The organism is uncultured Algoriphagus sp. (assembly GCF_963974835.1).
Taxonomy (GTDB): Bacteria; Bacteroidota; Bacteroidia; order Cytophagales; family Cyclobacteriaceae; genus Algoriphagus.
The window spans coordinates 1-13,901 of the sequence record NZ_CAXBET010000028.1; the positions used below are offsets into that span (position 1 = coordinate 1).

Below are 13,901 nucleotides of genomic sequence, written 5' to 3' on the forward strand. Positions count from 1 at the left end.
TGGCAGTAGCCGTGATATTTCTGCTGCTGGCAGCCAACTTTCAGTCATTCCGGCTTTCCTTCGCAGTGCTATCCACTATTCCTGCCGTAGTTGCTGGTTCGTTCCTTCTGATTTGGATAAGCGGGAACACGCTCAACATTCAATCTTTTATGGGCAGTATCATGGCTATAGGTGTGGCAGTGGCCAATGCCATATTATTTGTTACCATAGCAGAGCATTATCGGAAAGAACAAAAACAAAACCCTCACCTGGAAGGGATAAAGGATCGCCTGAGGCCCATACTCATGACCAGCATAGCCATGATAGCAGGGATGCTACCGATGGCGCTAGGGCTGGGTGAAGGCGGCGAACAAACAGCCCCGCTTGGAATTGCAGTGATAGGCGGATTGTTGTTCTCCGTGTTTGCAACCGTATTCATCTTGCCGTCCGTCTATTGGCAGGTTTCCGGAAGAAGACTTTATAAGAGCCCGTCACTTGATCCAGATGATGAGCAGAGTACATACTTTGAACAGCAATAACTTCAAACCTGAAAAGAGTAAAATTTAAGAATAATGAGAAAATATATAATACCGATTTTATATGCAGCCATCGTTTCAGCCTGTTCAAGTAGTGTTGAAAACAATAAGATGGAAAGCAAAAACGAGTCGTCAAAAAAAGTAGAAACCATAAAGTTAAGCTTTGATAACTCCAGACATACCCTGATGCTTCCTGCGGAATTATTGGCTTTTGAAAAAGCTGGTCTGAATGCCAAAGTACAGGGGTATGTTACCGAAGTGCGGGTAGACATTGGAGATAAAGTAATGAAAGGAGCAGTCCTGATCAGGATAGAAGCACCAGAAATTCAGGCAGCCTATTCAGAAGCGCAGAGCGATGTAGAGTCAGCCAGAGCGGACTATATGAGTAGTGAGGATACGTATACCCGATTGCTAAAAGCTTCCGAAATACAAGGCACGGTTTCAGAATCCGAACTGATTAAAGCAAAGAACAAAGCCATGTCGGACAGCACTCGGCTAAAAGCATTGGATTTTACCGCCAGAGCTAAACGGCAACTCCTTAATTATCTCACAATTAGGGCGCCATTTACTGGGGTTGTAACGCAAAGAAATACAGATCCCGGAAATCTTGTGGGAGATATAGATAACCAACCTTTACTGATAATCGAAAACAACCAAAAATTGCGTTTGAAGCTACCAGTTCCTGAGGCCTTGACCGGAAGTTCCATAGCAGAGGATTCTACTTCATTTAGTGTAGAACCATTTCCCGGAAAAGTATTTAAGGCAGATTATTACAGGCGAGCCAAAAGTATAGATCCGGACACCCGTACAGAGATGTGGGAATTTCTTGTGGATAATCAAAAGGGTAATTTGAATGCTGGACTTTTTGCGGAAGCTCAATTAAGCATCAAACGTCCGGATGGAAGTCTGTGGGTACCTCATAGTGCGGTCTTGACCACCCTCCGAAGAAAAGCTGTGGGAAAAGTAGCGGATGGCAAACTAAAATGGGTAGAAGTCAGCACAGGCATGAAAGATGAAGATATGGTTGAGATTTTTGGCGCACTTGATGAAGGGGATCAAATCCTTCTGCAGCCCAATGAGGAGATGTCCGAAGGTCTGCCTGTAAACTAGTTCCCACATTTCTACAGAATCGGTTTCTATTTTAGGAAAATATGAAAGGACTATTCTTTGTCATAGGTTTACTGATGATTGTAGAATGCAGCATGGCCCAGATAAGTTTACCAAACACGATTTATGCAAAGTATACAGATGATGCAATTCAGCTTGATGGAAGATTAGATGAACCTGTTTGGGAAAATGCTGTTCGCATAAGCAATTTTACCCAACGCGAACTGAATGTTGGGGAGCCGGCAACAGAAAAAACGGAAGTGGCCATTGTCTATACGGCCAATACCCTATACATCGGATTTTGGGGTTTCGATAGGGAGCCGGATAATCTTGTAGCCCGCGAAATGAAACGGGATTTCAACTGGGGTGTAGAAGACAATTTTGAGGTCATCATAGACACTTACGATGACGACAGAAACGGATTTCTATTTGTAATCAATCCTAATGGTGCCCGTGCCGATGCGCAGATTTTAAACAACGGTAGGTCTTTTAACAAATTTTGGAATGGTGTATGGGATACCAGAACAGCGATAACGAACGAAGGTTGGTTCGCGGAAATAGCCATTCCTTTTTCTACCCTGAAGTTTAAAACGAATTTAGATCAGCAGGTCTGGGGTATCAATTTTGAGCGCAATATTCGCAGAAAAAGGGAACAATTACTATGGCAGGGCTGGTCTCGTGATTCCGAACTAGAGCTGGTGAACAGGGCTGGTACTTTGACCGATCTCGACAATATCAAAAGTAAAACTTTTATTGAAATCAAGCCTTATTCAATCGGGGGTGCGGAATTAACACCAGAAAAGTCTGAGGAACAGCTTAACGCTGGTGGCGATATCAATTACCTTATCACACCTACCCTACGTATGAATCTGACCATTAATACAGATTTTGCTCAGGTAGAAGCTGATAGGCAGCAGATCAATCTTACTCGATTTCCTTTGTTCTTCCCCGAACAGCGGGAATTTTTCCTTGAAGGACAAGACTATTTTGATATGGGTATGGGAAACCGCATAATCCCTTTTTATAGCAGGCGGATCGGATTAGCCGAAGATCGCTCTACGGTTCCAATAATCGCAGGGGCCAGGGTTTTGGGTAAAATGGGAAATACTACGTTGGGTGCTTTGTCCATGCAGACAGCCAGTAGGGACAGCATACCCTCAACCAATTATACAGTTGTAAGCTGGAGGCAGGATGTTTTGAAACAATCTTCCATAGGCATTTTATCTGCCAATAAATACGAAAATGGACGATGGCATAGCACAACCGGAGGATATGGGCTTTACAGTACGTCTGAATTATTTGGTGGCAAAAACCTGAATATTGGTGCATCATTCACACAAAACATTAACTCTGATGATTTTGATGCAAGGGCCAATGCTCACCGTATTTACCTGAGCTATCCCAACGATAAAGTTGAGTTTGATATGGCTTGGCAAAGAAGTGCTACCCCCTTCAATCCGGAAGTGGGTTTTCTGCGCAGGGAAAATTTCCAGGAGTTTTATACTGAACTTGAATGGAAACCCCGACCTAAAAACCATTTCAAATGGATACGACAGTTCAGTTTTAAAGGGTTGGACATGAATTACTTCATTTTTGACGACACAGGTGAACTGCAATCATTTTTCTACGAAATCAGACCATTAGGCTTTGAAACACGTAGTGGGGAATCCTTTGAGTTTAACCTCCAAAGGAGAGCGGAAGGTCTGCGAGAACCATTTGAGATAACGGAAGGAATTGTCATTCCTGAAGGAGAGTATTGGTACAACCGTATGGAAATACAAGCCGCTACTTTCAGCGGTCGAAACTTTGCACTCGATACGTATTTTAACTGGGGAAACTTTTTTAAAGGAAAGAGTACCCAAAGTGCTTTTGAGCTATCATGGAGAACAAGCCGTTATCTAAAGATCGCTGCTAACTACGAAAAAAACTGGATTGACTTACCGGAAGGAAGCTTTGATACAGACCTGATCGGTAACCGCATAGAGTATGCAGTAAACCCGAATCTATTCGGCTCCCTATTTTCCCAGTGGAACAGTGAAGATGAAGAAGCACTTCTAAATTTTCGTTTGCAATGGATTCCAATTATCGGAGCTGATTTCTTTTTCATCGTCAACCATGCTTACGATACTTCGGGCAACAGTTGGACACTGGAAAGAACCACCGTTTTAGGCAAACTGATATGGAGATTTGTAATTTAAAAGGAAAAACTATGAGATTGTTATTTATTAAAATGATTGTACTGTTCATGCTTATACTTACCGCATGTAGTCATTCATCCAATGAAGTAATCGTTTATTGTACTGTTGATCAGGTCTTTTCAGAGCCTATCCTGAGGGATTTTGAGAAAGAGACCGGCATCAAGGTAAAGGCGGTATATGATACCGAAGAAACCAAATCTACCGGGGTAATGAATCGATTGATTGCTGAGAAGGATAATCCGCAGTGCGATGTGTTCTGGAGTGGTGATCCGGTACGCAATAGTGTTTTGCAAACCAATGGAATTACAGATTCATATCAATCGGAGCAAACAAATCTCATTGCTGAGTATTTCAAAGAAAAGGATAATAATTGGACGGGCTTTTCAGCTCGGGCCAGAGTACTTATCTATAACAAAAACCTGATCGCTACTGATTCTTTGCCTCAATCTGTATTTGATTTCACTGATCCTGCTTACAAAGGGGAATTTGCTATTGCCAATCCATTGTTCGGCACCACTACGTTTCACATAGCTGCGCTCTTTGTGAATTTGGGCGATGAAAAAGCCAAGCAGTGGATGAATGACTTGAAAGCAAATGGAGTGGTGATAGCCGCCAGCAACGGGGATGTTAAAAAACGGGTGATGAACGGGGAGCTCGCTTTTGGCCTCACCGACACGGATGATGCTTTTGAAGCTCAAAAAGAAAGTGATGCAGTAGATTTTGTTTTTCTGGATCAACAAGGAAGCGATATCGGGACGCTAATTATGCCCAATGCACTGAGTTTAATTAAAGGTTGTCCGAACACAGAAAATGGCAAAAAACTGATGAATTACCTGCTAAGTAAGGAAACAGAGACAAAACTTGCCAAATCCTGTGCACAAATGCCACTAATTAAAGGAACGGAATTACCCGATAACGTTCCTTCATTGGACAATATCAAATCCATGAACATAGATTACGACAAAACTTCTGCAAAACTGAGGGACATCCAACCCTGGCTAAAACAATGGGCAGAGCAATAGTCAGACATATAATATCAAAGGTTCCTTCTCTGTTGCTGTTTCTGCTTCTGGGATTGCCCATGATAGCGTTGCTCTTGCAATGGCTAGTTAATGGTGACGATAAGTCAGCGCTTTTGTCTTTCATTGGTAGGGAAACGCTATTTCTTATCGGTAAAAGCCTGCTCATATCTGGTATAGTGGCATTGTTTGCCACCTTCATGGGAACGGCATGCGGATTTATTCTATACAAAATGCGGCTTGCTTTCACCGGCTTTTACAAAATGGCACTTCTCCTGCCCCTGCTCATTTCCCCCTACATTTTTGCCGTGGCGTGGAAAGATGGTCTTTTCTGGATATTTGGAAACAATGCTGCCTTTTATTCAGATTCAGGAGTGATTCTGGTGCACACCCTCGTATTCTTTCCATTGGCGATGCTCATTATCGGTAGCGCATTATCCCGAATTGATGCCAGTTACGAAGAAGCTGGATTAATGGTGATTCCTTTCGGGACAATGCTTTTAAAAATTGTTCTTCCTCTGATTCGTTCTGCAATAACGATATCCTTCCTGCTCATTCTGATATTCAGCCTGAGTGATTTTTCAGTTCCTGCCTTCTTTGGCGTTCGCACATTTACCACCGAGATATTTACGCAGTTTTCCGCCCTATACAATTTCCCACTGGCCATAGGGCAATCAATTTTATTACTGGTAATATGCCTGTTACTCATGCTGGCAGAAACACGCTACCTTTCTGATGCTCCTTTCTTTTCCGTGTCAGTAAGAGGGAGCATGTCCAAAAAATACGCTATTCAGAAGCGTCAAGCCTTATTTCACGCTTTACTTTGGTTATTGTTGATAATGGCTTTGGTGCTGCCTGTCTTTATGCTGGGAACCCAGTCTTTAACAGGAAGAATCTTGTTCTTCAGAGAAGCGTGGATATTGATGGGCCCGGCTGTTCTGCAATCGATAAAACTTGCACTATGTGGCACCCTAATAATTACAATTGTTGGCCTTTGGTCGGCTTACGTTAAAGTCCGCTTAAACAACCGGTTACCCAACGTATTGCTTTTACTGACTTTTATTGTGCCGTCTACCGTACTGGGTATTGCCCTTATACGGTATTATAATCTGCCTGTCCTGAATTTTATTTATGGTACTGCCCTAATTCTGCTGCTCGCCTATCTCGGCAAGTTTGGTTTTATCGCTAGCCGAATTATCGGCAATGGTATGAGGCAAATACCTGTTTCATTGGAGGAGGCAGCTCTTATTATGGGAATACCATCCTGGAAAATATTTGTGAGGATCAATTTGCCTTTATTGATACCTTCTTTATTTGCCGCATTTGTCCTATCCTTCATTTTGAGCCTGGGAGAACTGGGCGTTACTATGCTGGTATATCCTCCAGGTACAGAACTGATGCCTGTTAAAACTTTCACTATAAGCGCTAACGCAGCTGAAGCCCTTACCAGCAGTATGACTTTGATCAATTTGACTGTGACCCTGGTATTAATCACGTTGTTCTTTCTGACTGGAAAATGGTTATTCAAAAAATTTCAATATGCCTGAGATCATCCTGGAACATATCACCCATTGCTACGGAGATAAGGAAGTGTTAAACGATTTCACCTATTCTTTTGAGCAGGGTAAGACAACCTGCTTAATAGGCCCTTCCGGCTGTGGAAAAACCACCGTGCTGCGATTAATTGCTGGTTTGGAAACACCTTCCAGCGGTGTGATAAAAATAGACCGAGTTAAAGTAAGTGAAAAGGGGAGCATCCTTATTCCTCCACATCAACGCCAGGTAGGATTTGTCTTTCAGGATCTGGCGCTTTGGCCACATTTTTCCGTGTACAAAAACATTGCGTTTGCATTAGCAGACAAGAAAGACACGAATATTAAGAATAAAGTATTTGAATGGCTCGAGTTATTCGGGATAAGCGATAAGGCTAAGAAATACCCTCACCAGCTTTCCGGTGGGCAAAAACAAATGGTGGCCATAGCCCGCTCGCTGATACTACAACCCAAAATACTCTTAATGGATGAGCCACTGGCCAATATTGACACACATTTAAAAGAGCGCTTACTTCTGCATTTAAAAGATATTCAGCGACAACAGCAATTCACTATGCTGTATGTAACACACGACCACAAAGAAGCCATGAACACAGGTGATTGCCTTGTGGTCATGAATGCAGGAAGAATAGAGGCTGACGGATCGAAGGAAGAAGTCAGTCTTTCATCATCAGAATTTGTAAAATCATTTCTAAAATCTTAAATGGAATAATTATGAATACAATATCAAAAATTTTCATGCCAGCAGTCACATCTGTTTTGATGTTGGTTGCCTGTGGCAATTCAAAACCCAAACTCTCAGAAGGACAAATTAAGGAAATCAATGAACAGGCACAATTTCCTGATTCCATAAAACCATCGGAAACACTCCGGTTTGATTTTGAGGATTATTCTGCTAATCAATTGCCTGACAACTGGACGCAATACTATACGGGTTCCGGAGGCACTGATTGGAAAGTGATGGATGATAACGGGAATAAAGTTATGGCACAACTATATAGCGATAATCCCAATAGCCATTTTAATATAGTTGTCAATAACAATGTCACAGCTAAAGACATGGTACTCACTGCCCGATTGAAGGGTGTTAATGGAAACCACGACCAGGGAGGCGGTTTTGTGTGGAGGTTTACGGATAAGAACAATTACTACGTGGTAAGGGCCAATCCGCTGGAGGATAATGTAGTTCTTTATAAAGTAGAAAATGGAAAACGTACCGATTTACCCATAGTCGACAAAGGCAGAACCTATGGGGTGGATGTACCGACATTGGGCAATGGGTGGAATAATTTGAAGTTAGTGGTGAAAGGTGATCTTTTTACTGTATTCCTCAACGGGAAAGAGCTATTCAAAGTGCAGGACGAAACCTTCACGGAAGCCGGAAAAGTAGGCTTTTGGACGAAAGCGGATGCTGTCACGTACTTTGATGATTTTGAAATTGAAAAATATTAATCCTAATAAAATGAACAAGATGAAAAGAAAAATCAGCTTATTGGTAACGGGCTTATCATTCGGACTAAGCCTTATGGCTCAATCACCCAGGGCATATATCACAAACTATGGGGAAGACTTTATTTCAGTAATTGACGTAGCGAGTAAAGAAAAGATTGCGGACATCAAGACAGGAAAGAATCCACATGGAGCTGCTGTTTCTCCGGATGGAAAAACTGTTGCCGTCAGTAATGAAGGTGATAACACAGTTTCCATAATCAGTGCGTCCGACAATACAGTACAACAGACCATTGCCGTTGGTAAGACACCACATCAATTAAGTTTCAGTATGGACGGGAACTACCTATTAACCGCCATTAATGGTGAACATAAGGTAGATGTGATTTCAACAACAGACTGGAAATTAAGCCAATCCATTCCAGTCGGCAGAAACCCGCACATTGTTTTGCCCATGCCTGACGGTAAATCCGTCTGGGTCACTTCCGAAGGGGACAACAAAATTGTAAAAATCGACCTTGACGAAATGAAGGTAGTTGCATGGTGTGGTTAAAATTGATACGGAACAAAATAAGATCGTTAGTTGGATACAACTTCCGGTAACAGAAAAATTTGATAATGAGGGCAAAGCTGCTCATGGACTTTGTGCTTCACCAGACGGAAAATCAGTTTATCTGACAAGCCAGTTTACCGACAAAGTATATGTAATTGATGCCGAATCCAATGAGATAGTGAACACCATTCAGGCTGGCAAAAATCCAAACTGGATTGACATTACTCCTGATGGAAAAATTGCGGTAGTGAGCAATACATCTTCCAATGATGCAGACATTATTGATTTATCTTTAGGAAAAAGTATAGCCAAAATTGCTGTTGGCAAAAATCCGAAAAGGTTGGATGTAAGTATGGTGAGAGATTAGCTTGAATATCTCAAAATTAGCACTCCCTGATAACCTTGTAAGTCTTCATATGAAAGTGGACTAATCATGTTCAAGTTCAGGACAAGTGGGAGGAAGTGTGTTTCACTACTAATTGCAAAAATGATTTTGAAATGCTCGAAATAGGAATAAAATATATGATGCGCTGTACATTTGGACGAAATATGTTTCCGATGAACGGCACACATGGGATCTGAAAACATAATTGATGTCCAATAAGCAGATGGCCGAAGGTATGCCTGTAAACTAGTTCCCGTATTTCTGCAGAATTAGCTTGTATCATTGTAATGGGTTTTAGTAAGAAATAAAAAAAAAGATTATTATGCGATTTAAAAATGTATGCTTTTTAATAGCTTGTTTGTTATTCGTGGCTGTAACAGTAAGCTGCGAAAACAAGAACCACAATTTTAAAGAAATCAGCGAAGAGGAAATTGAATATGCTGACTTACCGGCGTCTGTACAGACTGCCTTTGAGAGCTCAGAATACAAGGACTGGGAAATAGAAGAAGTAGAAAAAGTTGAAACCGACAAGGGAACTTTATATGAATTAGAACTGGAGAGCCCGGACGATAAACATCTGGAAATCTACTTCGACCAGCAAGGGAAGGTTGTAGCTACAGAGTAGCATGCAGTATGAACAAGGTGTGGTTAGAAATTATTTCATCGTAAAAATCCTGTCCGTTTAGTTATTAGTACGGACAGGATTTTTAGTTAATCAAAACATTTTAAGCTATTCGGATTTTTTAATTACCAACTCATACACACACGGTATGACTATCAAATTGAGTAAAGTGGCTGACAATAATCCACCCAAAATGACCACCGCCATCGGGCTTTGAATTTCACTTCCCGGCTGCCCGCCTTTTAGCGCAAGCGGAATCAATGCCAATCCTGTGGTAAAGGCGGTCATCAGAATTGGGTTCAATCTATCCAAGGCACCAGCTTTAACCAGTTCTATACCTGTCTTACCTTCCTCTCGCAAATCTTCGTAACGGGAAACCAAAAGGATACCGTTTCTTGTGGCAATACCAAAGAGACTGATAAATCCTATGGTCGCCGCGATGCTTACGATTCCTGATGTAAAGTACACAATGAGAATACCACCAATCAATGCCAAGGGAAGATTAATGAGCACTACTCAGTCATTTTTTGGTAAATATTTTAAAAAACAATCAGGCATTTCTCCAAGAAATTATAGGGCCAAAAGAATCGCTTAACATTTTTTAGCTTATATTTTTTGTCTATAATTGATTTTAAAAACCGCCAGTCCTCTTTTACTTTTTGTTTAATCACATTCGCATAGATTTGAGTGGTTGAAGTCAAGGCCCGTTTCATGGATAATTGCGGCGGCATCTTCCTTTTTAATCTCAGCCGTTACATTGGTATTCTCCGTAGTTTCCTTGGTTAGTTTGTCCTTGACATCCCTTCGCAGTTGCTTTTTGTCTTCCAACCATCTTTTGGCCCAGTTCTGTCTTGCTATTGTTTCCATGATACATGAATTTTAATCAAACAATATTTGAGCATGGGACAAGTAATCGATAGACAAACATTTTGCGGGCTTAACTTTCGAAGAATATTGATTAAGCTTTATCTTATTTGATTACTGAATCAAAGAAAGAAAATTCGTGGGAACCAAAAACCTTAGCCTCGCAATCCATTGATTCACAGAGGGTCAAAAGCTTCTAAAAATTTACTATTTATACATGCCAAGTCATCGGTCTTTTGATTTCAAGCTTAACAATTAAATATTATTTACAATAATTCTAAATAGTATTTGATTTCAGGGTAATAACATATACATTTGCACCTTATTTTAATTAAATCCAAATAAATGAAAATCATTACACTGGCCACGACTTTTTTATTATCATTTTACGCATTCTCCCAATCCGGTCTAAAGGGAAAAATAACCGATGAACAAAATCAACCCATATTTGGTGCCACAATTTACATTTCAGCTTTGCAAAAGGGCGCTACGACCGATTATGATGGAAATTTTGAACTGGCCTATGTTGAAGAAGGTACATGGGAAGTTACCATCCGAATGTTGGGCTATCAAACCCAAACAAAGAAATTAACTTTCACGAAAGATGAAACTGTTTCATTTACAGCAGTGCTAAAGGAAGACCTGAACAGTTTGGACGAAGTTGTCGTCTCGGCCAGCAGGAATTCTGAATATCTTTCAGAGATCCCGGCATCGGTAACGGTTGTCAATGAAGTTAAATTACAGGAATTCTCAAATTCCACCTCGAACATAAGTGAAATATTGGAATTTACGGTACCCGGCCTAGCGGTTTCTACCGGGACATTCTCCAACTGGGGACAAACTTTACGCGGGCGTTCGCTCCTGGTCATGGTGGATGGGATCCCACAATCCACCCCCTTACGAAATGGACAACTCGGGATAAAGTCAATTAGTCCCAACGATATCAGCAGGGTCGAGGTTATCAAAGGCGCGACATCCATTTTCGGTAATGGAGGGAATGGAGGCTTTATAAACTACATTACCAATAAACCAAACGCTACAAAAAAGATTGAAGGGTCAACAAACGTTTGGGGTACCTCTAACCTGGCAAAGACCAAGGATGCCCTTGGTTTCGGGGTGTACCAATCCTTAAAGGGCAATTTGAACAGGTTCAATTATTACATCAGTGGAAGCTACGAAAAAACGGGCAATAAATATGATGCGGATGGGGTTGTGGTCCTTCCGACCTACGGACTTGACAATACCAATATTTACAGTACCCTGGCAAAATTGGAATACCAAATTTCCGATAACCAAAGGATCTCCATAGGCGGTAACTTTTATAAATCTGATCAGGACACACCGTTTATTCCCGTTCCCGCAGAATTTGAGGTTTATAACGAAGAAGGTGATTATTCGCTAACGGCCGGTTATGGTGTTGAAGGTTCGATAGAGGGAGAAAAGCCAACGGGCTCTACCCTTATAAACGGACAATTACAATATAATTTGAACAATATTTTTTCAGGCACCACCGATTTTACGACCGATCTTTATTACCAGAATACGGAGAACATTTTCTTTTATTCCGATAAGTTCGAAAATGGCGGGCAATCTGTTATCAATGCCGAAAAATATGGGTTCAGGCCTAATTTCAATACAAATATTAACACCAATGGTTCCATTGATATTTCGTTGACTTACGGCGTGGATCTGCTTAAAGACAAAACCAATCAGGGCCTTTTAGACGGCAGGTTATGGGTACCGAACATAAAGATGTTCAGTTGGGCACCTTATCTTCAGTCTACCCTAAAATTTAACAATGAATGGGTGGTAAAAGCAGGTTTAAGGTACGATGACATGAACCTAAACATTGATGATTACAACACACTGCCTTATTCTCCGTTAGGGGATGGCAATTATAACCCTTCAGTAGCCGTTACGGGGGGTAAAATAAGTTTTAATAACCTGGCATTCAATGCAGGGTTACGCTACATAAAGCATCAGGAGTTCATTCCTTATATAAGTTATTCACAGGGATTTTCCATTGCCGATCTAGGGTCGGTCCTGCGCTCTGCGACGGCAGATAATATCAGCGACATTCAATTGGAGCCCGCTGTTACAAAGAACTATGAATTTGGGTTTCTATCCAGGTTCCATAATTTTAAACTGGAAGCGGTGGGATATTACAGCACCTCCAACCTGGGGACGGGCGTAGTTTTTGATGAAAACGCCAACTCCTTTGTCCCTTCCAAACAACCACAAGACATCTATGGTGGCGAGGTTGCCATTGATTATATTTCCAATAACAACAAAATACAGCTGGGTACCTCCTATTCGTATGTGGAAGGCGTGACCCATACTGCGGGCAACGAGAATAATTTAATCTATTTGGGAGGTGACGTTATTGCCGCTCCAAAATGGACAGCCTATATAACCTGGAACCCGATAACCAAATTGAGTACTTCTTTAAGAATGACCCACCTGGGAGACAGAAAAAGATTTGACCCCTATTTGGATTCCAATGACAATTATACCTATAGGCACACACAGTTCCCTGTGGAAGGATACACCTTGCTGAATTGGTCTGCCACCTACCAATTGCAATCCAATATGTCAGTTTCCCTGGCCATCAACAACCTGTTGAATGAATATTATCTGCCTGCAAGATCGCAATGGGCCGCTCCATTGAGGACTTTTACAGGGGCAGGTGAAGGCGCGAATGCCAAATTAAGCCTTCATTATAATTTTTAAATTAGCAGTACCAGTGCCAGTGAATTCACTGGCACTGTTTTTATTAAACTTTTAAGCGCTCTATTGATAGTATTTAATAAAACAATACGGAAAATCCATCTTTGGTTGGGACTTAGCTGTGGCCTGATCGCATCCTTTTCCGGGCTTACGGGTGCATTATATGTCTGGCAACCCGAAATAACGGGAATCCTTAATCCCGGATTGTTAAAAGTTGAACAAACAGAAAACATAAAGGAGGCGGTTATCCTAAGATCGGCCGAAACGTTAATTGCAACCCACCAGGACAGCATCGGTAAAATTTTTCTCCCGTACCGGGAGCAACAAACCATTTCCATCCGGTTTAAAAATGGGCAAACGAATTACTACCATCCCGTAACCACTAAAAACCTAGGAGAAAAATCGGCTTCCATCTCTTTTTTTGAAAACCTATTGAACCTTCACCGTACTTTGGGAATACCCAAAATCGGTAAATACATTATTGGAACCAGCACTATAATATTTTTCCTCTTCTTATTGACCTCCGGGGCGTATATTTGGTGGAGGGCCTATGGCAACAACTTACGGGAAGGCCTAAAAATAAAATGGAATGGCAAAAGAAGGAAGCTTGATCTTGATCTGCACAAAGTTCTTGGAATCTGTTTTTTTATCCCACTGCTTGTCATGGCCTTTACGGGTTCTTATTTCACTTATAATTCTTATTACAAAACAGCCCTGAAAGTTTTTGATGGAAAAAGCAATAAAGTGGGGTTGGACCATGAACGAAAACAGGCGGTTAAGGACTCTCTATTTCTAAAGGATTTTTCGTTAAAAGCAGATGAAAGCTATGCATTGCGGGCCATTTATTTCCCCCAGGACGGTACAGGTGTGTACCGTTTCAGGTATATAAAGGAACGTTTTATTAAAGCC

At 41.3% G+C, this 13,901-nt stretch carries 14 protein-coding genes; 12 read left to right on the forward strand and 2 right to left on the reverse strand.

Going from position 1 to position 13,901, the window contains the following annotated elements; genetic code table 11:
- The 10 genes from AACZ73_RS22770 to AACZ73_RS22815 all read left to right on the forward strand — a co-directional run.
- Positions 1-518: efflux RND transporter permease subunit (locus tag AACZ73_RS22770; protein WP_339881350.1), on the forward strand; the 518-nt coding region annotated here is incomplete at its 5' end.
- A 33-nt stretch (positions 519-551) separates the two neighbouring features.
- The gene (locus tag AACZ73_RS22775) at positions 552-1,625 is read left to right on the forward strand and encodes an efflux RND transporter periplasmic adaptor subunit (protein WP_121847514.1); all 1,074 of its coding nucleotides are present in this window, start codon (positions 552-554) and stop codon (positions 1,623-1,625) included.
- Between the two features lie 41 nt (positions 1,626-1,666).
- Positions 1,667-3,820, forward strand: coding sequence for a DUF5916 domain-containing protein (locus AACZ73_RS22780; RefSeq protein WP_339881353.1), 2,154 nt, complete (start codon positions 1,667-1,669; stop codon positions 3,818-3,820).
- A gap of 11 nt (positions 3,821-3,831) precedes the next feature.
- Positions 3,832-4,842: an extracellular solute-binding protein gene (locus AACZ73_RS22785; RefSeq protein ID WP_225603171.1), complete on the forward strand. Its 1,011-nt coding sequence runs from the start codon at positions 3,832-3,834 to the stop codon at positions 4,840-4,842.
- Positions 4,827-6,386 (forward strand): iron ABC transporter permease, encoded by a 1,560-nt coding sequence (locus AACZ73_RS22790; protein ID WP_225603170.1) that lies wholly within the window; start codon positions 4,827-4,829, stop codon positions 6,384-6,386. The genes AACZ73_RS22785 and AACZ73_RS22790 overlap by 16 nt, the downstream gene beginning before the upstream one ends.
- Positions 6,379-7,095: an ABC transporter ATP-binding protein gene (locus tag AACZ73_RS22795; protein WP_225603169.1), complete on the forward strand. Its 717-nt coding sequence runs from the start codon at positions 6,379-6,381 to the stop codon at positions 7,093-7,095. Before AACZ73_RS22790 ends, AACZ73_RS22795 begins: the two co-directional genes overlap by 8 nt.
- Before the next feature lie 11 nt (positions 7,096-7,106).
- Positions 7,107-7,844 (forward strand): DUF1080 domain-containing protein, encoded by a 738-nt coding sequence (locus tag AACZ73_RS22800; RefSeq protein ID WP_225603168.1) that lies wholly within the window; start codon positions 7,107-7,109, stop codon positions 7,842-7,844.
- Positions 7,845-7,917: 73 nt separating this feature from the next.
- A complete protein-coding gene (locus AACZ73_RS22805; RefSeq protein WP_339881357.1) occupies positions 7,918-8,394 on the forward strand; it encodes a YncE family protein in 477 nt (158 codons plus the stop codon).
- Positions 8,387-8,761 carry a hypothetical protein gene (locus AACZ73_RS22810; RefSeq protein ID WP_339881358.1) on the forward strand — a complete coding sequence of 125 codons (375 nt, stop codon included), beginning with the start codon at positions 8,387-8,389 and terminating at the stop codon, positions 8,759-8,761. The genes AACZ73_RS22805 and AACZ73_RS22810 overlap by 8 nt, the downstream gene beginning before the upstream one ends.
- Before the next feature lie 340 nt (positions 8,762-9,101).
- Entirely contained in the window at positions 9,102-9,404 is a 303-nt protein-coding gene (locus AACZ73_RS22815; protein ID WP_225603166.1) for a PepSY-like domain-containing protein, read from the forward strand.
- 105 nt (positions 9,405-9,509) lie between these two features.
- Here the strand turns inward: AACZ73_RS22815 and AACZ73_RS22820 are convergent, their stop codons facing one another.
- Together AACZ73_RS22820 and AACZ73_RS22825 are read right to left on the reverse strand one after the other, a co-directional pair.
- Positions 9,510-9,914 carry an efflux RND transporter permease subunit gene (locus tag AACZ73_RS22820; protein ID WP_225603165.1) on the reverse strand — a complete coding sequence of 135 codons (405 nt, stop codon included), beginning with the start codon at positions 9,912-9,914 and terminating at the stop codon, positions 9,510-9,512.
- 150 nt (positions 9,915-10,064) lie between these two features.
- The gene (locus tag AACZ73_RS22825; protein WP_225603164.1) at positions 10,065-10,268 is read right to left on the reverse strand and encodes a hypothetical protein; all 204 of its coding nucleotides are present in this window, start codon (positions 10,266-10,268) and stop codon (positions 10,065-10,067) included.
- Positions 10,269-10,610: 342 nt separating this feature from the next.
- Between AACZ73_RS22825 and AACZ73_RS22830 the strand changes: the two genes are divergently transcribed.
- Together AACZ73_RS22830 and AACZ73_RS22835 are read left to right on the forward strand one after the other, a co-directional pair.
- Entirely contained in the window at positions 10,611-12,995 is a 2,385-nt protein-coding gene (locus AACZ73_RS22830; RefSeq protein WP_225603163.1) for a TonB-dependent receptor, read from the forward strand.
- 63 nt (positions 12,996-13,058) lie between these two features.
- The coding region (locus AACZ73_RS22835; protein ID WP_339881361.1) for a PepSY-associated TM helix domain-containing protein at positions 13,059-13,901 on the forward strand (843 nt) is incomplete at its 3' end.